The organism is Desulfovibrio sp. (assembly GCF_018379785.1).
In the GTDB taxonomy this organism is placed as follows: domain Bacteria; phylum Desulfobacterota; class Desulfovibrionia; order Desulfovibrionales; family Desulfovibrionaceae; genus Desulfovibrio.
The window spans coordinates 42,465-61,923 of sequence record NZ_JAGZUV010000022.1 but is presented as its reverse complement, the minus strand read 5'-3'; the positions used below and the strand labels follow the sequence as shown (position 1 = coordinate 61,923).

The window sequence follows — 19,459 nt, the reverse complement described above, 5'->3', positions numbered from 1 at the left end:
GAGCGGCGAACTGTTCGCCATCACCCTTCCCCACGGGGAGATCGTCCTGCGCCGACTGCTCTGGGAGGAGGATTATTTCCGCTTATGTGCCGAGAATCCAGTGTATCCGGATCGTCGGATCCGGTTTGCCCGGACGGAATTGATTCTCGGGCGGCTGGCCTGGGTCATGCAGGAAATATAAACGGCATGCACGCAATAACCGCCGCTATAAGAGCGGAGGCCAATCCGCTTTTATTGACGGGTGGCGGCGTAGGCGGGGCCTGACATGCGCCGTGCAGGGGGCCGGGTGAGAAGGTGGGAAGTCGGCAATGAAACGAAAAAAAAGACGCCGCGTCGCCGGTCTTTCGTCCCGGCAGCGTGGCGTTTTTATATGCCGCATGGCGGAAGGGGAGGGATTTGAACCCCCGGATGCCTCACGGCATCAACGGTTTTCAAGACCGCCGCATTAAACCGCTCTGCCACCCTTCCGTGTAAACGTAAGCACTGCCGCCCCGCATGGGCGCGGACAGGCTGAACGCAAAGGCGGCGCCCCGTTCCTTCTGGAATAAAGGCGCCGCCGAAAATCCGTAGACAGCGTGCCTTACTTAATGGCGTCTTTCAGGCCCTTGCCGGGCGTGAATTTGGCAACTTTGCTGGCGGGGATGGTGATTTCTTTGCCGGTGCGGGGGTTACGGCCCTTACGCGCGGCGCGCGCCACAACCTTGAAGCTGCCGAAGCCGGTAAAGGTCACGGATTCGCCGGCGGCGAGAGCTTCACGCAGTGAGGCCACCACGGCGTCCAGGGCTTCCTCGGCTTTAGCTTTGGTGGGCAGGCCGGCCTTGGCGTGGATTTTTTCAACAAGCTCAGCTTTAGTCATGATGTTTCTCCGTACAGGATTTTCGGGTTGCCCCGTTTGTGCCAAGTCAGACCAGACGGCCCGCACTGCGGATTTTGGAGGCCGCCTTGCGGAACTCTGGGGTCAGTGCGTTGTTGCTCAGCGACAGGCACGGCGCGCGCCCTGGGATTTCCGTATCTGGCCGCCGGCCTGGCGCCAACGACCATAACTTTGCTTTCTCTAAGTAATGCCTGGGGGCATGTCAACAGAAAAAGCGCGGGATCGCCCGGCCGCTCTTGTTTTCCCGGCGGATGCCTTCCTGCGCGCGCGACTGCGGCGTTTTCGGCGACTCAGCCGAGAGATACAATAACAGGCTGAAAAAATTACAGATCAACAAGCTCAACATCCGCACTTTTCAACGGGCCGCCCAGAAAGTGGCCGCCCGTGCGGGCAAAACGCTCCCGATTGTCCGTGGTCATAAAACGGCGGACGCCGGTATGGCCGTCCGCGCGCAGCAGGTTCAGGCGTGTCAGTTCTTCCTCCACGCTCTCGGCCGTGGTGGCCGCTGAATCCACAATGCGCACCTGCGGACCCACCACGTTTTGCAGGGCCTCCTGCAACAGCGGAAAATGCGTGCAGCCCAGCAGCAGGGTATCCGGGCGCGGCGCGGTGACCGCCGGGGTGAACATATCCTCCAGATAGCGCCGGGCAATGCCCTCCACCAGGGGACCGTCCATCCAGCCTTCCTCGGCCATGGGCACGAACAGGGTACAGGCCCGGCCCCGCACATGGGCTTCGGGCCGGATGCGCGTGATAGCCTGTTGATATGCGCCGCCGGTGATGGTGGCCTCTGTGGCGATGACCACGATTTCGCCGTTGCGGCTGGTCCGGGCCGCGGCCCGCGCGCCGGGTTCCACCACGCCCACCACGGGCAGGGGCGCGAAATGCTCGCGCAGGGCGGGCAGGGCTGCCGCCGTGGCGGTATTGCAGGCCACCACCAGCATTTTCGCACCTCTGTCCACCAGCTTCCGGGCGGCCAGCAAGGTATAGCGGATGATGGTCTCCCGGCCTTTGGTGCCGTACGGCAGCCGGGCCGTATCTCCCAGATAGAGCAAATCCTCGCCGGGCAGGCGGTCGGCCAGGGCCTTGAGCACGGTAAGGCCGCCCACGCCTGAATCAAACAGGGCCACGGGCAGCAGCGAAGTATCCTTCATGATCGTGATCGTCCTTTGCAGCGGCGGTCGTGCCGCGAAACTCAGAGAGCTTGGCCCAGATAGCGGGCCGCTGTAAAGAGCAAAATGCCCGCCAGCAGATATTTCAGGGCGGTGGCCGGGACGTGCTTCTGGCAGCGCGCGCCCAGATACATGCCCGCCATGCCGCCCAGGCCCAGCAGGAGGCCCAGCCGCCAGTCCGGGGCCACGGCCAGGCCGGGATGGAGCGGGGCCAGCAGGCTGTAAAAGCCGACTCCGGCCACGGAGGTCAGAAAGGTGGCGAAAAGCGAGGCCCCGGCCACGGCATGAACCGGCAGCCCGAAAAAGGAAACCAGAAAGGGCGCCATGATGGCGCCGCCGCCGATGCCGTACACGCCGCCCACCAGGCCGACGATCAGGCTGAGCAGCACAATGCCCCGGCAGGAGATGCGGTATTCCTGGTCCTGAAAGCGAAAAGCCAGCATACGGGTGTTCCAGGACAGAACCTGGCAACTGCCGCCTGTCCGCCGCGCTGCCGGGCCTGTGGCCGGGCCGGTGCCGCCGGAAGGATTTCGCCGCCGCGACAGCAGGTCGCGCAGCATTTTCCCGGCCACGTACAGCAGCACCAGGCCCGCGAAAATTTTAAAGTGGCGGGGATCAGGCAGCAGATTGATGCGGATGAGCGCTCCGGCGAACACGCCGGGCAGGGTGCCCAGAGCCACCACCAGGGTCAGGGGCCAGAGCAGACGGCCTTCGCGCCGGTAGCGCCAGACCCCGGCGGGGCAGGCCAGCACGTTGAAAAACTGGTTGGTGGCGCTGACGCTGGGGTTGACGTAACCCAGCACGCTCATCTGGAACGGCAACAGCAGAAACGCGCCGGAAACGCCGCCCATGGAGGTGAAAAAGGAAACAACCAGTGCCACGGCAAAAGGAACAAAGGGGGAACATTCAATACCGGCGGTGGGAAAATACATGGCCGCCTCCCGTGGGGTTGGGCGTGTGAATCCCGGCGTGGACGTCATTGCTCCGACGACTGCGGCGCCCGCCGTCTGGATGCGATGGCCAGGAACGTATCAGCTCATGGGCAAAATGTTGAGCCTGTCCGAACATGACTGGGAATATGGACGTTAATAATCACGGTTTTTATCATAAGCGTGATTATAAAAAATGTCATCCCCCTTGCTCCACCCCGCATTGCCTGCCGTTCCCGAACCGGCTATATTCGGCGCGCAGACCCGTGCTCCCGCGCGGGCGGCACCGCAACCAAGGAACACATATGCTGGCGATTCTGGACTACAAGGCGGGCAATCAGACGAGCGTCCGCCGCGCCCTGGAACATCTGGGCATTCCCTGCGCCGTCACGGCGGACCCGGCCCTGCTGGAAAGCGCGCAAGGCATCATTTTTCCCGGCGTGGGCGCTGCCGGGCAGGCCATGCGGGCCCTGAACGAGGCCGGGCTGGACGCGGCCCTGCGCCGTGCCGTGGCCGTGAACCAGCCTCTGCTGGGCGTCTGCCTGGGCTGCCAGATCCTGCTGGAGCGCAGCGAGGAAAACGACATGCCCACCCTGGGCCTGGTGCCCGGCGTCTGCCGCCGTTTCGAGGACAATCTCCGGCAGGAGGACGGCAGCCCCGCGCCCGTGCCGCACATGGGCTGGAACAGCCTGCGCGCGGCAGCGCCCTGCCGCCTGCTGGCGGGCGTGGAGCCCACGGCGGAATTCTATTTCGTGCACGGCTATTATGTGGAGCCGGACCCCGCCCTTGTCATCGCCACCACGGTTTACGGCCGGGAGTTCTGCTCCCTCTACGGCCGCGGCGGGCTCTGGGCCGCGCAGTTCCATCCGGAAAAAAGCGGACGGCCCGGCCTGGCCCTGCTGCGCAATTTTTACGAATACTGCCGGGAGGCGCGCCATGCTCAGTAAACGGGTGATTCCCTGCCTGGACGTGCGCAGCGGGCGGCTGACCAAGGGCGTGAAGTTCGCGGGCAACCAGGACATCGGCGACCCGGTGGAAAGCGCCCGGCGTTATTATGAGGAAGGGGCCGACGAAATCGTTTTTTACGACATCACGGCCTCGGCCGAGGCGCGCGGCATCTTTCTGGATGTGGTGGAGCGGGTGGCCGAGCAAATCTTCATTCCCTTCAGCGTGGGCGGCGGCATCGCCACTGTGGCGGACATGCGCGCCGTGCTCCTGGCCGGAGCGGAAAAAGTTTCGGTGAATTCTGCGGCGGTGAAGAACCCCCACATCATCAGCGAGGGCGCGGAGGCCTTCGGCTCCCAGGCCATTGTGGTGGGCATGGACGTGCTGGCCGTGCCCGTGAGCGAGACCATCCCTTCGGGCTATGAGATCGTGATTCACGGCGGCCGCACCCGCATGGGGCTGGACGCCGTGGCCTGGGCCCGGCGCTGTCAGGAACTGGGCGCGGGCGAGCTCTGCGTCAATTCCATCGACGCGGACGGCACCAAGGACGGCTATGAACTCAAGCTGATCCGCGCCATTGTGGAGGCCGTGTCCATTCCTGTCATCGCCTCGGGCGGCGCGGGCGAACCCCGGCATATGTACGAAGCCGTGAGCGAGGGAGGCGCGTCGGCGGCCCTGATTGCCTCCATCGTGCATTTCGGGGAGTACAGCATCCGCCGGTGCAAGGAAGATATGGCCGCCCGGGGAGCCAGAGTACGGCTGACGTGGTAGCCGGAGCCCCAAACTTGCCCGAAGCCTTTGCCGCGGCCCTGCGCGGTCTGCCGCCGCTGGCCGTGGCCTTTTCCGGCGGCCTGGACAGCCGTTTTCTCTGCCGTGCTGCCCGGCTCTGCGGTTGCGACGTGCTGGCTTTGCACGCGCGCGGGCCGCACATTCCGCCGGAAGAGAGCGCGCAGGCCGCGCAATGGGCGCGGGAGAACGCCCTGCCCCTGCTTCTGGTGGATTTCGACCCGCTGGCGCTGCCGGAGGTAGCGGCCAACAGCCGGGGGCGCTGTTACGGCTGTAAAAAAGGACTTATCACGGCCCTGCGCGCGGCCTTGCGGGAGAGAGGAGGCGAGCGCGACAAAAGCCGCCGCCTGCTCTGCGACGGCAGCAATGCCGACGATCTGCGCGCCTTCCGGCCCGGGCTGCGGGCTCTGGCTGAAGCCGGGGTGCGTTCGCCCCTGGCCGAAGCCGGGCTGTCCAAGGAAACCATCCGCGCCCTGGCCGCGTCCACGGGGCTGGACAGGCCGGAGCAGAAGGCCCGCCCCTGCCTGCTGACCCGTCTGGCCTACGGGCTTTCCCCGGATGCCGGAACCCTGGCGCGGCTGGCGCTGGCCGAATCAGCCCTGGCGCAATTGCCCGCGCCTGGGCATGCGCCGGGCGGTATGTCGGACAGTGCGCCGGTTTTGGGCGACTTCCGTCTGCGCCTCACCCCCGCTCCCCTGCTTCAGGTCACGCGCCTGCCCGGCAATGCGCGGTCTTTGGCGGAAGCCGTTCTGGCCGCGCACGGTTTCGCTCCCTGCGAGATCCGCCTGACGGACAAGGTCAGCGGTTTTTTTGACGGGTAATGCACGGGCTATGGCGGCGGAATCGGGGCCGGGGCTGGACTTTGCAATTGAAAAGGTCTATGAATAAACGCTTAATCATATGGATTCATCTGGAGGAACTATCATGGCACATAAGAAAATCGAACGGAAAAAAGAACTGGATCGTCGCCGTCAACGCCGCGCCGAGCGCCTGAAGCTGCGCGCGCGCGAAGCCAAGGCCGCGGCCAAAGCCTAAGCGTTTTGACGTTTCGGGCTTTGCCCGCCGGTGGCGCGGGGCAGCGTCTTTTCGTGGGGCGAATGCCGCAAGGGCATGTTCCTTAACAGCAAGCCCTTTGCTTTGCCGATGGAACGGCTTGCCGCAGCGCCGACAGCCGGTATGCCGTCCGGTCTGCACCGTTTCGCGTGCCCGGTGCCTAATTTGAAAATTAGACACACAAACCCGTGGAGTTTTGCGGCGGCGTAGCCGCCGTGAGCCAGCGAAAAAACACGTTTTTCCGCTGACGATCCTGTGAAAGCTGAGAGCATGACTATGTTCGAAATTTTTGCAGCTAGATCTTGGGGTCGTGTGCGCCGGGTTGACTTTTCGGCCGTCCATCGCGGCGGGTCCCGCGCTGACAGGGCCTTCGCCTCTTGACGGACGGCGGAAAAGCCGTATCTGCTGTAGCGGTGAGTTGCAAGGCAGCGCGGCGGCGGTTGCCCCGCGGACCTTCGCGTCCGGTCTGGAGGGGCGCGTCACTCCAATCCGGCGGTTGTTCCATTACGGTGGAACAGGCCGTCATCGGCGTCATCATGCCTATTTACGAATATCAATGTCCCAAATGTCAGCGTGTGTTTGAAGAGTGGGTCAAGGCGTCGGACGCGCACGGGCAGGAGCCCTGTCCCGACTGCGGCACGCCTTCGCCCCGGATTATTTCGCAGACGTCCTTTGTGCTCAAGGGCGGCGGCTGGTATGTGAGCGACTACGGCTACCGCAAGGGCATTTCTGAGGACGGCGGCGCCCCGGCGGGTTCCGCTTCCGACACGCCCGCCGGAGAGGCCAAGCCCGCGGAGGCGGCCAAAACCGACAAGGCCGAGGCAGCTCCCGCAACCGCGGAAAAGAGCGCCCCGGCGGAAAAACCCGTCGCCAAAGCCACGCCTCCGTCCAGGGCCGCCAAACCCAAGAGCGGCGCGGCGGCTTCATAACCCGGAACCCGGCGTCTATTTGAAGGTTGGGCACACAAAATCCGTAGGGTGCCGCGGTGGCGCAGCTGCCGTGAACCAGCGAAAATTGAGAGCATCCCATGCTCGAAATTTTGCAATCAGATACCAGGGCGGTTGCGACGGCAACCGCGCTTTGTGCGGTTTTTTCGGGAAAATTCGCGGCGCGAGGCGTTGGAGCATTTCAAGCGCTGAATGCTTCAGGCGGCGCGCGGCAATCTTAAGCGCAAGATTTCTAAAGGGGAAACCATGATCGAACGCTACACCCGGCCGGAAATGGGTCGGATCTGGACCCTGGAAAACCGCTATCGGGCCTGGCTCGCGGTGGAAGTGGCCGTGTGCGAGGCCTGGGCCGAGCTGGGACGCGTCCCGGCGGAAGCTGTAAAGGCGATCCGCGACAAGGCGGACATCGATGTGGAGCGCATCCTGGCCATTGAGGAAACCACGCGCCACGACGTCATCGCCTTTCTGACTTCCCTGGAGGAAAAAGTGGGGCCCGAGGCCCGCTTCATTCACCTGGGCTGCACCTCGTCCGATATCGTGGACACGGCCAACGCCCTCTTGCTGGTCCAGGCCGGGGAATTGATTCTCAAGGATCTGCGCGCCCTGCTGGAAACTTTGGAAGACCTGGCCCGCCGTCACAAGGGCGTGCTCTGCATGGGCCGCACCCACGGCATCCACGCCGAGCCCACCAGCTTCGGCCTGAAAATGGCCGGTTTTTACGCGGAATTCGCGCGCCATCTCAAACGGGTGGAAGCGGGCCTGGAAAGCGTGCGCGTGGGCAAAATCTCCGGCGCGGTGGGCACGTATGCCTTCCTTTCGCCGGAGCTGGAGCAGAAAGCCCTCAGCCGCCTGGGCCTCAAGGTGGACCCGCACTCCACCCAGATCATCCAGCGCGACCGCTACGCCCATTTTTTCACTTCCCTGGCGATCATGGCCGGGGGCGTGGAGCGGCTCTGCGTGGAGCTGCGCCACCTCCAGCGCACCGAAGTGCTGGAAGTGGAAGAAGGGTTCGCCAAGGGCCAGAAGGGCTCTTCGGCCATGCCGCACAAAAAGAATCCCATTTCCGCCGAAAACATGAGCGGCCTTTCGCGCCTGCTGCGCTCCAACGCCCTGGCGGCCCTGGAAGACCAGGCTCTCTGGCATGAGCGCGACATCAGCCATTCCTCGGTGGAGCGGGTGATCATGCCCGATTCCACCATTCTGGCCGATTACGTGCTGACCCGCCTGGCCCGTCTGCTGTCCGGCCTGGTGGTCAAACCCGAGCGCATGCGTGAAAATATGGAGCGCTCCTTCGGCCTGTATTTCTCGCAGCGGGTGCTTACGGCCCTGATCGCCGCCGGGCTGCCCCGCCAGCAGGCCTATGAGGCCGTGCAGCGCCTTGCCATGCAGAGCTGGGAAACCCGTCGGCCCTTCCCGGACCTGGTGCGGGAGAATGCGGACATGCGCGCCCGTCTGGGCGAGGCCGCCCTGGCAGAGCTGTTCGACCCCGCCTACTATCTGCAACACGAGGACGCCATTTTCACGCGCGTCTTCAGCGCCGATGCGGCGGAAAACTGAGCCGGGAGCAACGCCATGCTGGAACTCAAGCGCCGTCTGGCCCGTCTGCTGGTGGAAAAATCCTACCGCGAGGGGGATTTTGTGCTGGCTTCGGGCCGCAGGAGCGATTATTATTTTGACTGCCGGGTCACGGCCCTGCATGCCGAAGGGGCCTGGCTCATCGGCACATTGTTCAACGACATGCTCAAGGGGCTGGACATCAAGGGCGTGGGCGGCATGACCATGGGCGCGGACCCGCTGGTTTCCGCCACCACGGTTATTTCGCATGAGCAGGGGCGGCCGCTGCACGGGCTGCTGGTGCGCAAGGAGGCCAAGGGGCACGGCACCGGACAGTTTGTGGAAGGGCTGGGCAATTTCAGCGCCGGCGATTCCGTCGCCATGCTGGAGGATGTGGTCACCACAGGCGGTTCGCTGCTCAAGGCCTGTGACCGGGTGCGTGCGGCCGGTTTGTCCATTGCCGCCGTCTGCGCCATCCTGGACAGAGAGGAGGGGGGGCGTGAAAAGCTGCAAGAGGCGGGCTATGACCTGCTGGCGCTTTTCACACGCAAGGAGCTGGTGGATCTGGCCCGCTGAGGCCGGAGCCGGGCTTCCCTGCCGCGTCGCTGCTGCGGCGTCTCTTCGCGCGTCCATGTCCAGGTTGCTGGCGGGACTGGCGTTGTCCTTGGCGTTCGCCGTTGTAACGGCCGCTCCGGCCCGCGCCGACAACTGGCAGGCCAACCTCTATAATGAAGGCCTGCCCTCTCATCTGGTGGCGGTGGACAAAAATCGCCGCGCCTTCCTTTTTTTCGAGAAAAAAAGCCCTCTCAAACTCAAATATTCCTTTCCCTGCGTTACGGGCCAATTGGCGGGCGACAAGCAGCAGCTCAACGACCTGCGCACGCCCGAGGGCATCTATTTTGTGGAATACAAAATCGCCAGCGGCCTGGATTTCAAGGAATACGGGGGCATCGCCTATACCCTCAACTATCCCAACCCGGTGGACCGGCTGCGCGGCAAGACCGGGCACGGCATCTGGATTCACAGCAAGGGCTTCGGTCTGGTGCCCACGCGCGGCTGCGTGGCTATCGGCCTGAAAGAAATCGACACGGTGGGCCCGCAGCTCACGCCCGGCACGGCCGTGGTGCTGGCCGAGCAACTGGACGAAAGCAAGGTTCCCCAGCCGGACAACGGCACGGCGCGCGAGCTGCGCCGTCTGATGCAGGCCTGGAGCAATGCCTGGGCCGCGCGTTCGCGCAAGATGTTCGACTATTACGATCCCGAATCCTACTCCAAAGCCACCGAGAACTTCTCGGCTTTCCGTCAGAACAAGGAACGCCTGTTCAAGATGCTCGGCTTCGTCAAGATCTACAATCGTGAGATCCATGCCCTGGAAGGGCCGGGCTATTGGGTGACCTGGGCCGAGCAGTTTTACACCGCCTCCAATCTCTCCACCGAAGGCGTGCGCCGTTTGTACTGGCAGCGCGGCAAGGACAAAAAATTTCGCATTGTGGGCATGGAATGGACCCCGCGCGATGTGGGCATGCGCGCCGATTTCCAGAAGGGCCGCCTGGTGGCCGCGACCGTGCCCGTGGCCACGGATGCTTCTTCCGAAGCGCCCCTGCCGCCGCGCCTGGACATGCCCGAAGCCCCGGACGAAAAAACCGGGCCTGCCGCGCCTCCGGCGGCCGTGGCTGAAAAGCTGCTGGCCGTCAGCGAACCCCTGATTCCCCGCCGCGCTCCCGCGCCGCCGCCCGCTGAAGTCAACTGGGGCGCCAAGCCGGGCATGGATGCCGCCCGGGCGGAATCCCCCGCCATCGCGCCCGCTCCGGTTCCCTCTGACCCCGTAATTCCCGCTGCTCCCGAGGCCCCGGCTGTCCCCACGGCACCGGCGCCACCCGCGCCCGTTACCCCCGAAGAGGCGGCAACCTCCGCCGCGCAGCCCGAAGCCCCGGCCCCTGCCGCCCCCCTGCCGGAGGCTCCGGCCCTGACGCCGGAGACGCGCGCCGCGCTGGAAAAGGCCGTGCAAGCCTGGAACAAGGCCTTTGCCGCGCGTTCCGCCGATATCGCCGCTCTGTACGATCAGCAGCAGTACAACCGTCTGCCCGGCGTGCCGCGCGGGCATTCCTACAACAGCGTGCGGCGCGAGTTGGAGCGGCGGTTCCGCGCCCCCTGGCTGAGCCTGATCAGCCGCGCGCCGGTTCTTGAGATTCAGGGGCCGTTGGCCGTGACCCGGAGCGAACAGCTTGTGGCCGGTCCCAACGGTACGGAGCAGGGCGTGCGTACCTTCTGGTGGCGCAGGGAGGCGGACGGGAGCTTCCGCATTGTGGGATCGGAATTCAAGCCCGCTGAGCTGGGACTGGCCGCCGATTATCTGGAGGATGTCAGCGCCGCCGTCAGCGCGGACCTGGAATCCTGGCGCAAGGCCTGGGAGGCGGGCCGCCTGGACGACTACATGGCCTTTTACGCTGACGACGCCGTGCAGCAGGGCCGTTGGGGGGCCAAGAACATCCGCCGTCAGAAGGAAACCCTCTGGGCGCGGGTCAAACCCACCCTGGTGCAGCTTTCCGGTCTTCGCCTGGTCATGGACAAGCGCGGCATCCGCGCGGACATGAGTCAGGTGTATGCGGACAGCGCGGGCCACAACGACCGGGGCACAAAGACCTTGTTGATGCGTTTTGACGGTAAAAACTGGCGCATCCAGCGCGAGGATTGGGCCGCCCGGGCCCCGGCCGCTCCGGCCGGACAGAACGCCGCGGCATCCCGCCGGAGTGCGCAGAGGACTCTGCCTTGAGATATCAGGAGCGGCTCTGCATCATCTTTATGCGTGACAACGGCCCCCGGCGCAGCTTCCGCGTGCGCCGGGGCCGTTTTTTCCTGATGCTGGCTTTTTTCGCCTGTCTGCCGCTGGTTTGCGGCGCGCTGGGCTGGCAGACCTGGCGGCTCTGGCAGGAAAACAAGGCCCTGCGTGAAAATGTGCTGCGCTTTGAAAGCGATTACCAGGCCGCCCAGGCCACAGCCGAGCGGCTGGAAAACCTGGAGGAACTGCTGCGCGAGGAAGGCGTGCAGGGCCGGGAACTGGTCTTGCGCAAACTGGCCAGTGCCGAGCAGGCCGAAACGCCGCCCCAGAGCTCCGGCGGAGAGGCCGTCCCGGCTCCCGAAGGCGTTCCGGCCATGGGCGAAGGGCCGGGCCATGAGGAATTTCCGGCCATCGACACGGGTTATGTGAAGGTGGGCAACGTACAGGCCCGCGCCTTGCGCGGCGGCAAGCTGCGCATCGCCCTGGATCTGCGCAATGCCGATGCTCAGAGACTGGCTTCCGGCACGGTGCTGGCGACCCTGGTGACGGCGGACGGCCAGAAACATACGCTTTCTTTTGACCCGGACGACGTGGGCAATTTCCGCATCAGCCGTTTCAAACGCACGGTCATGGTGGCCCGCCTGCCCGAACGCCTGAGCCTGGTCAACGCCCAGGTCATCCTGGAGGTCAAAAGCCAGGATCAGGCTGTGGCCTACCGCAATATTTTCGCCGTGGAGCATTAGGCGCTGTTTCTAACTTGTTCTTTCGCCTTCTGTCTGCGGCAGGCCGTATTCCGACAGGCCTTTCCGGAAACCCGCCTGTTGCACTGTAGTCCGTGGCCGGGCATTTTACTGTCACACTCTTCGGATTCCGCCGAAAGACAAAATCCCCCTCTGTTACGGCTGCCTTTGGGCCGTGCTGTATTCCGCAACTCCCCGCCGTCCCGCTTCTTTCAGGCAAGCGCGGTGTAGCTTTTTTGCGTGCATGCCTTGTGGTATGACAATCAGCCTGCTCCGCGGTTGCACTCCATTGATCGAACACTCAATAGTAAAAAGCGCTTGCCTCTTTTCTTTTTTCCGGTGTATCCTCGTCCTATTCCATAAAACGTGTGAGGGGCGTTCTCTGCGGGAACGATGCCGGTCCACGGGCCGGCGCTGGAATTGTGAACATGCGGAGGTGGCGATGGAAGCATTGTATGGTTTTTTGCAAGAGGTCAGCAACGTGGTCTGGGGTCCGATCATGCTGGTCCTGCTGGTGGGCACGGGCCTGTACCTGACTGTCAGCCTGCGGTTTTTCTCTTTCCGGAACTGGGTCAGGGCTTACAAATGCTTGTGGGAAGGCCGCAAGCATCAGTCCGAACACGGTGAAGTTTCACCCTGGAACGCCCTGATGACCGCCTTGGCGGCGGATATCGGCACCGGCAATATCGTGGGCGTGGCCACGGCCATCGCGCTCGGCGGGCCGGGCGCGCTGTTCTGGATGTGGGTGACCGCCCTGGTGGGCATGATGACCAAATTTTCGGAAGTGCTGCTCTCCGTGCACTTCCGTGAAAAGACCCCGGCCGGCAACTGGGTGGGTGGGGCCATGTACTTCATCAAGAACGGCCTGGGCAAAAACTATATCTGGCTGGCCACGTCCTTTGCCGTGTTCGGCATGATAGCCTGCTTCGGCATCGGGGCCATGGTCCAGGCCAACTCCATCAGCGTGAATCTGGCCAAGACCGTGCACGTGCCGGAATGGGGCACAGCGCTGGGCCTGCTTTTCTTCGCGGGCATCGTGCTCGTCGGCGGCGTCAAGCGCGTGGGCGCGGTGGCTGGCAAGCTGGTGCCCTTCATGGCCGTGATTTATATCGTCATGTGCCTGATCATCATCTTCATGAACATCGACCGCGTGCCCTTTGTTTTCTGGTGGGTGGTTTCCGACGCCTTCACGCCCACGGCGGCCCAGGGCGGCTTTGTGGGCGCTTCTGTGATGATGGCTATCCGCATGGGCATGGCCCGCGGCGTTTTCTCCAATGAAGCCGGCCTCGGTTCCGCTCCCATGGCCCACGCCGCTTCCACGGCCGAATCCCCCCTGGTGCAGGCCTCCATCGGCATGCTGGACGTGTTCATTGACACCATCATCGTGTGCAGCATGACCGGCTTCGTGATCCTGGTGTCCCTGGATCCCGCCGGTCAGCCTCTCTGGAGTTCCGGCATGGGCGGCGGGGTGTTGACCGCAGCGGCCTTCCAGTACAACCTGCCCGGCTTCGGCGAATACGGCGTGACCTTCTGCCTTACGCTTTTCGCCTTTACCACCGCCCTGGGCTGGTGCGTCTACGGCGAGCGTTGCGTCATTTACCTCTTCGGCGACAAGGCCCAGAAGCCGTTCCGCGTCATCTATGTCTGCGCCGTGGCTTTGGGTGCCGTTCTGGCCCTGGACCTGGTCTGGCTGCTGGCCGACATCGGCAACGCCCTGATGGCCTTCCCCAACATTATCGGCATCATCCTGCTCAGCCCCGTGCTGTTCAAGATCGTGCGCGAGGAAGTCAAGAAGGATCCGCGTTTCGTCCTGTAGAGCAATTCACGTTTGTGAGGCACCGGCTGGCGGCCTAGCCGCCAGCCGGTGCACAGTTCAGGCCCGGACATTCTGATATGCCGGGCCTGCCGTTTTTGTTTCCATCTTCCGCAAGGTCTGGGGAACGTTTTTTTGTATATTCATTGAATAAACAAACAATTTGTGACGCGGCCAATCGCGCGGCTTTTGTTTTACATGGCGCGGCTCGTGAAAAATGGAGCAGCATGAATTTGTGTAACATGCCTTCCCAAAAGGGAAAAACTTTGCTATAAAGTCCAAAGAAGTCTCACCACAATATGGTTTCACTGTTGCGTCGCAATGACCGTGAGCGGGTTCGCTTTGAAGTTGCAGCCAACTTCAAGCAGGGCCGCCTTCAGTCGCCAACCGCAGTGCGGTAACGGCTGAAGCGGGTCCATGCTGCTCCGGGCCGGCGGCGGAAGATTGTCCGGTTTTCGGGGCGGAACGGCCTTGCGTCCGGCCGCTCCGCGCGGAGCGGTACGCGGTTCCGCGTCGCGCAACTGTTCTTACTGAAGGGGTGCAGCGTTGCAAAAGCGTTATCTTCCCATAGCGTTGTTGACAGCCGTTCTGGCGGTGGCGGCCGTGGTGGGCTATGTACTGCCGGAGCCGCGCGAGGCCGTGCCCCAGCGCGTCCTGCTGGACAATGCCGGCGGACCGGTGGTTTTTCAGCATGCGGACCATGCCTTTCAGCAGAAAATCCCCTGTCAGAAGTGCCACCATGAAAGTCCGGTCAAACGGGAAAACGTGCAGCGTTGCGAATCCTGTCACGGCGTGTCGTTCGACGCGGCCTTCAGAAAAAATCATGTGGCGGCCTTCAACGACAATGCTTCCTGCGCCACCTGTCACCACTATGAGCTCGGGGCCAAGAAGTGGGGGCACAAGAAGCATCAGGAAGAATACGGGGTGGACTGCCGCGAATGCCACCACAAGAATACCGACATCGAGCCTGAGCCGCAGAATTGCGCGGACTGCCACGACTCCGGCGCGCCCACGGGCCAAAAGGCCGAAAAGGGCACGCCGCCCGATCTGGCCGACGCCGTGCACGCCCGTTGCGTGACCTGCCACGAGGAGATGTTCGCCGCCAAGGCCAAGGGCTGCGTCCAATGTCACAGCCAGACGGCCGTGCGCGACATCCTGCCCAAGCAGGGCCTGGTCAAGCTCAATCCCATGTTTACCAATTGCGCCGTCTGTCACGGTCTGCCCGCGGAAAAGCTCATCCCCGGCCGCATGGACGCCTATCACAAGCTGTGCATGGGCTGCCACGAAAAGCTGAAGAAGGGCCCCTACGGCAAGCAACAGTGCGCGCAGTGCCATACCAGCAAGTGAGGCGGGGATGAAAGAGTTATTCCAGATGTTGAACGACCCCCGTTTTCACCTGCTGTACGGGGTGACGCAACGCTTCAGCACCGGGCCCGAGCCGCGCCTGGTGCGCCTGAACCGCGAAGGCTTCAAACTGGTGGAAGGGGTGACCAAGAAAACCCTGGTCCATCCGCGCATGCGCCTGGCCGTGCATCCCTCGCCGCTCAAGGGCGACGCCTTTTCGCCCATTTTCGGCCGCATTTGCGAGATAAACGAGCGCAGCATCTTTGTGGAGGCCGTGGAGCCCAACGAGGAACAGCGCCTGGCCGCCGAAGCCGTGGAAAGGGACAAGCTGGATCTGCTTTCCCTGCCGGAGCGCGGCGCGGAACTGGGCCTGATTCTCAAAAGCCTGGGCCTGAACACCCGTTCCCTGGGTCAGGACTGCAAGACCCTGATCATCAACGGCTTGAATCCGGACCCGGGCGTGACCTGGGCCGAGCCCATGCTGCTCACCCACCTGGACAACCTCAAGGCCGGTCTGGAAGTGCTGCGCCGCCTTTCCCCGGCGGAAAAAATTCTGCTGGCCGTGCCCAAGGAAATGCGTCTGCACCACCACGATATTGAGGTGGCGGCCGTGCCGTCCCAGTATCCGGCCAGCATCAATGCCCTGGTGATCAAGGCCGTCACCGGCAAGGAAAATCCCGAGGGCGTGGGCATCGTGGGCCTGCATAATGTCTGGAGCCTGGGCCGGGTGGCCCGCACCGGCCTGCCGCTCATCGAAACCGTGGTGACCATCGGCAGCTTCGAGCATTCGGGCAATTACATCGTCAAAGAGGGCAGCACCATCGGCGAACTGCTGGAGTTCGCCAACATCGAGCTGAAAAACGGCGACACCCTGGTGCGCGGCGGCCCGTTGCGCGGCGAAAGCCTAGACAAGCTGGACCGCAGCGTGACCAAGGGTTCCACCGGCGTCTTTGTGGTGGAGGCGGGCACCATTCCGCCCATGGAGGGGCACAGCCCCTGTATCAACTGCGGCGCCTGCACGCTGATCTGCCCGGCCCGCCTGAGCCCCGGCTTCCTCAGCCGTTATGCCGAATTCGCCCTGCACGAGCGCAACCGCGCCGAGCATATCGAATGCTGCCTGGAATGCGGGCTGTGCGGTTATGTCTGCATCGCCCGGCGGCCCGTGCTGCAATACATCCGCCTGTCCAAGCATAAGCTGGCCCAGGCCGACGCCGCGGCCAAACTTCAGGAATTACGGCCCGTGACGCCGCCCTTCAGCGACGGGGCCGCCGCCAAACAGGGAGGTGAATGATGTCCGCAGCCGCCACGCCCGTGCTTCTGGCCATGAGCGCCCCGCCTTACTGGCATTGCGGGCGCACCATCCGCCAGACCAGCCTGTATATGCTGGCGGGCCTCGCCCCGGCGATCATCATGTCCATATGGAACTGGGGTCTGCCCGCGGCGCGGGTCATGGCCCTGTGCGTGGCCACTTCCGTGCTCACCGAGGCGCTTTGTCAGAAAGCCATGGGCCGCGAACTTTCGGTGGACGACTTCACGGCGGTCAATTCCGGCCTGCTGCTGGCCTTCCTGCTGCCCGCCGCCGCGCCCTGGTGGCTGGTCATGCTGGGCGCGTTCATCGCCATGACCCTGGGCAAAATGGCCTTCGGCGGGCTGGGCGCCAATCCGGTGAACACGCCCCTGGTGGGCTGGGCCGTGCTGTTCGTGTCTTTTCCCCTGCTCATGGATCCCAACGCCATGCAGCTCGCCACGGATTTCGCGGACCCGCTGATCCGGCTCAAGTATTTCGGCTCCGCGGCGGCGGAGTCCATTCCCTTCACGGACCTGCTGCTGGGCGAACAGATCGGCGGCCTGGGCGCGACCCAGGTGGGCGCGCTGTTCCTGGGCGGTTCCTTCCTGGCGGCGCGCGGTATCATCCGCTGGCAGATTTCCCTGGGATTCTTTCTCGGCGTGGTCGGGCTGGCGGCCCTCTATAATATGCTGGACCCGGCCGTGGACGCCTCGCCCTTTTTCCATCTCTGCACCGGCTCGGTGATGCTGGGCGGCTTCTTTCTGGCCACGGAGACGGCCAACGCCCCGTCCAGGCCGCTGCCCATGTTCATTTACGGCCTGATGGGCGGCACGCTGACCATCGTCATCCGTAAATACGGCATCTACGCGGACGGCACGCCCTTTGCCATTTTGCTGGTCAATCTGCTGACTCCCTTCCTGGATCTGATCCGTCCCAAACCTTTTGGAGCGCGTTAGTCATGATCGGCATGTTGCGAATGGTAGTGGTGCTTTCGGTGCTGTGCGGGCTGTCGGGCTTTGCTCTGTCCTATCTCAAGATGGTCACGGCCCCGCGCATTGAGGAACAGGTGCTGACCTACGTACAGGGTCCGGCTCTGGCGCGGGTTTTTGCCCACAGTCAGAATTCCCCCATTGCGGACCGACGCAAATTCCCGCTGGACCACGGCTCGGTCACGGTGTTCCCGGCTCTGCGCGACGGCAAGCTGGTGGGCGTGGCCCTGGAAGAGCAGGGCAAGGGTTACGGCGGCGAGATCGGCGTCATGGTGGGCTTCAATGTGGACAACGACACCCTGGCGGGCATCGGCATCACCACGCTCAAGGAAACGCCGGGCCTGGGCATGCGGGTGACGGAACAGGCCTTTTCCGGACAGTTCGCCGGGGCGCGGACGCCCGTGGCGCTCGCCTCCCAGGGAGGCGCCATTGACGGGGTCTCCGGGGCCACCATTTCCTCCGGCGGCGTGGTAACGGCCGTGAACAAGGCGGTCCAGGTCTACAGTCGGCTCAAACCGGAAATTCTCAAGGCCTGGTCCAACTAGTGAAATGTCACGGCTTACCTGTCGGTTCGGCGTGAAGATCACACAGCAAAAAACGCATTTTTGCTGTGCTTACGCCGCCGCAACACCCTACGGATTTTGTGTGTCTGATTTGAAAAATTAGGCACTGGAGCGGCAACGCCGGACCGGGAAGCGCGTCACGCTGATTTTGCCGCAAGGAGGCAGTCATGACCGTCATGCAGGAATTCACCAAGGGGCTCTGGAAAGAATTGCCGCCCTTCCGTCTGGTGCTGGGGCTTTGTCCCACCCTGGCCGTGACCAATTCGGCGGACAACGGCCTGGGCATGGGCCTGGCGGTTATTTTCGTGCTGGTGCTCTCCAATATGCTCATTTCCATGGTGCGCAGCATCATTCCCAAGAAGGTGCGCATCGCCTGCTTCATCGTCATCGCGGCCTCGCTGGTGGTGGCCGTGGAACTGCTCATGCAGGCCTATGCCTATCCGCTCTACCAGCGCCTGGGCATCTTCGTGCCCCTGATTGTGGTCAACTGCATCATTCTGGGCCGGGCCGAAGCCTTTGCCGCCAAGAACGGCGTGGCCGCCTCGGTGGCCGACGGCCTGGGCATCGGCATCGGCTACACCCTGTCCCTGACCTTCCTGGGTTCGCTGCGGGAAATCTGGGGCAACGGCACCTGGTTCGGCCATGCCGTCATGTGGGACGGCTTTGAACCCTTCCGGATCATGGTCAAGGCGCCGGGCGCGTTCATCTGCCTGGGGCTGATCCTGGCCGGTATGAATCTGATCAACTTCTGGCAGGCCCGGCGCAAGGGCCGTGAGCCCCAGCCCCTGACCGAAGGCTGCGGCGCCTGTCAGGCCTGCAATATGGCGGCTCGCGAGGGCTAGGGCCGCCTCAGGCCCTCTGCCCGGATCATCGCGGATTTTTGAAAGGAGCGGCGCATGGAAATTTTTGCGATCTTTATTTCCGCCATCTTCGTCAACAACATCGTGTTGGCGCAGTATCTGGGCAATTGTCCCTATCTGGGCTGCTCCAAGGAAAAGGGCGTGGCTCTGGGCATGGGCGGGGCCGTGATTTTCGTCATCATCGTGGCCACGTTCTGCACCTGGCTCATGCAGCGCTATGTGCTGGACCCTTATGATCTCGGCTACCTGCAGACCATTGTGTTCATCGTGGTCATCGCCGCCCTGGTGCAGTTCGTGGAAATGTTCCTGAAAAAAGCCGTGCCGCCGCTCTATGCGGCCCTGGGCATTTTTCTGCCGCTGATCACCACCAACTGCGCGGTCATGGGCGTGGCCATCCTGGTGCAGCGCGAAGGCTTCGGCCTGCTGGAATCCGTGATCTGGGGCGCGGCCTATAGTGTGGGCTTTACGCTGGCCCTGCTGCTCATGGCCGGTATCCGCGAGCGGCTGGACACCTGCCGTCTGCCCAAGGCTATGGCCGGAACGCCCATCGCCCTGGTCATGGCCGGGCTGATGTCGCTGGCGTTCATGGGCTTTAAGGGCATGGGCCATTGAGAAGAGGCGTCTTTTGCCCCCGGCGGCGTCAGGCGTCGCGCGCCGGTCATGCATGTTTTGATGCACTCCCGTCGCGCAACGCGTGCTTTCCTTGCCGACGAACGAACTTGACGGAGCGCCCATAGAGAGCGTTGCGGGTAGAAAGAAAAGTCTTATCTGATAGTTAGAGTAGTTCAAGTATCAAATGCTCTGGAAGTTTTTGCGTTGTTGT

At 63.4% G+C, this 19,459-nt stretch carries 19 protein-coding genes and 1 tRNA gene; 16 read left to right on the top strand and 4 right to left on the bottom strand.

What is annotated here, in order from left to right; genetic code table 11:
• Positions 1–181, top strand: a 181-nt coding sequence (locus tag KH208_RS06805) for a S24 family peptidase (protein ID WP_291434971.1), incomplete at its 5' end; no start/stop codon positions are given.
• 197 nt (positions 182–378) lie between these two features.
• On the opposite strand, the gene KH208_RS06800 is transcribed toward KH208_RS06805, so the two are convergent.
• The 4 genes from KH208_RS06800 to KH208_RS06785 all read right to left on the bottom strand — a co-directional run bounded on the left by KH208_RS06800 (position 379) and on the right by KH208_RS06785 (position 2,978).
• Positions 379–468, bottom strand: a tRNA-Ser gene (locus tag KH208_RS06800).
• Between the two features lie 112 nt (positions 469–580).
• Entirely contained in the window at positions 581–859 is a 279-nt protein-coding gene (locus tag KH208_RS06795) for an HU family DNA-binding protein (protein ID WP_288228963.1), read from the bottom strand.
• A 338-nt stretch (positions 860–1,197) separates the two neighbouring features.
• Positions 1,198–2,028 (bottom strand): glutamate racemase, encoded by an 831-nt coding sequence (gene murI / locus KH208_RS06790; protein ID WP_291434969.1) that lies wholly within the window; start codon positions 2,026–2,028, stop codon positions 1,198–1,200.
• Between the two features lie 41 nt (positions 2,029–2,069).
• Positions 2,070–2,978 (bottom strand): sulfite exporter TauE/SafE family protein, encoded by a 909-nt coding sequence (locus tag KH208_RS06785; protein WP_291434967.1) that lies wholly within the window; start codon positions 2,976–2,978, stop codon positions 2,070–2,072.
• Between the two features lie 302 nt (positions 2,979–3,280).
• Between KH208_RS06785 and hisH the strand changes: the two genes are divergently transcribed.
• The 15 genes from hisH to KH208_RS06710 all read left to right on the top strand — a co-directional run bounded on the left by hisH (position 3,281) and on the right by KH208_RS06710 (position 19,248).
• A complete protein-coding gene (hisH, locus tag KH208_RS06780; RefSeq protein ID WP_291434965.1) occupies positions 3,281–3,922 on the top strand; it encodes an imidazole glycerol phosphate synthase subunit HisH in 642 nt (213 codons plus the stop codon).
• Positions 3,912–4,691 carry an imidazole glycerol phosphate synthase subunit HisF gene (gene hisF / locus KH208_RS06775; protein WP_291434963.1) on the top strand — a complete coding sequence of 260 codons (780 nt, stop codon included), beginning with the start codon at positions 3,912–3,914 and terminating at the stop codon, positions 4,689–4,691. Before hisH ends, hisF begins: the two co-directional genes overlap by 11 nt.
• A 14-nt stretch (positions 4,692–4,705) precedes the next feature.
• A complete protein-coding gene (locus KH208_RS06770; RefSeq protein WP_291434961.1) occupies positions 4,706–5,527 on the top strand; it encodes a PP-loop family protein in 822 nt (273 codons plus the stop codon).
• A gap of 768 nt (positions 5,528–6,295) precedes the next feature.
• Positions 6,296–6,688 carry an FmdB family zinc ribbon protein gene (locus KH208_RS06765; RefSeq protein WP_291434958.1) on the top strand — a complete coding sequence of 131 codons (393 nt, stop codon included), beginning with the start codon at positions 6,296–6,298 and terminating at the stop codon, positions 6,686–6,688.
• Positions 6,689–6,952: 264 nt separating this feature from the next.
• A complete protein-coding gene (gene purB, locus KH208_RS06760; RefSeq protein WP_291434955.1) occupies positions 6,953–8,263 on the top strand; it encodes an adenylosuccinate lyase in 1,311 nt (436 codons plus the stop codon).
• A 15-nt stretch (positions 8,264–8,278) separates the two neighbouring features.
• Positions 8,279–8,836 carry an orotate phosphoribosyltransferase gene (gene pyrE / locus KH208_RS06755; protein WP_291434953.1) on the top strand — a complete coding sequence of 186 codons (558 nt, stop codon included), beginning with the start codon at positions 8,279–8,281 and terminating at the stop codon, positions 8,834–8,836.
• Positions 8,837–8,891: 55 nt separating this feature from the next.
• On the top strand, positions 8,892–11,033 hold the full coding sequence (locus tag KH208_RS06750) for a L,D-transpeptidase family protein (protein ID WP_291434951.1): 2,142 nt from the start codon (positions 8,892–8,894) through the stop codon (positions 11,031–11,033).
• Positions 11,030–11,782, top strand: a complete 753-nt coding sequence (locus KH208_RS06745) for a hypothetical protein (protein WP_291434949.1) — start codon at positions 11,030–11,032, stop codon at positions 11,780–11,782. Before KH208_RS06750 ends, KH208_RS06745 begins: the two co-directional genes overlap by 4 nt.
• A 439-nt stretch (positions 11,783–12,221) precedes the next feature.
• Entirely contained in the window at positions 12,222–13,595 is a 1,374-nt protein-coding gene (locus tag KH208_RS06740) for a sodium:alanine symporter family protein (RefSeq protein ID WP_291434947.1), read from the top strand.
• Between the two features lie 543 nt (positions 13,596–14,138).
• Positions 14,139–14,939, top strand: coding sequence for a cytochrome c3 family protein (locus tag KH208_RS06735; protein WP_291434945.1), 801 nt, complete (start codon positions 14,139–14,141; stop codon positions 14,937–14,939).
• Positions 14,940–14,946: 7 nt separating this feature from the next.
• On the top strand, positions 14,947–16,227 hold the full coding sequence (locus KH208_RS06730; protein ID WP_291434944.1) for an electron transporter RnfC: 1,281 nt from the start codon (positions 14,947–14,949) through the stop codon (positions 16,225–16,227).
• Positions 16,224–17,180, top strand: a complete 957-nt coding sequence (locus KH208_RS06725; RefSeq protein WP_291434943.1) for an RnfABCDGE type electron transport complex subunit D — start codon at positions 16,224–16,226, stop codon at positions 17,178–17,180. The genes KH208_RS06730 and KH208_RS06725 overlap by 4 nt, the downstream gene beginning before the upstream one ends.
• Positions 17,181–17,182: 2 nt before the next feature.
• Positions 17,183–17,758, top strand: coding sequence for an RnfABCDGE type electron transport complex subunit G (gene rnfG / locus KH208_RS06720; protein ID WP_291434941.1), 576 nt, complete (start codon positions 17,183–17,185; stop codon positions 17,756–17,758).
• 185 nt (positions 17,759–17,943) lie between these two features.
• Entirely contained in the window at positions 17,944–18,618 is a 675-nt protein-coding gene (gene rsxE, locus KH208_RS06715; RefSeq protein WP_291434939.1) for an electron transport complex subunit RsxE, read from the top strand.
• A 54-nt stretch (positions 18,619–18,672) separates the two neighbouring features.
• Positions 18,673–19,248 (top strand): electron transport complex protein RnfA, encoded by a 576-nt coding sequence (locus tag KH208_RS06710; RefSeq protein WP_291434937.1) that lies wholly within the window; start codon positions 18,673–18,675, stop codon positions 19,246–19,248.
• Positions 19,249–19,459 lie beyond the last annotated feature (211 nt).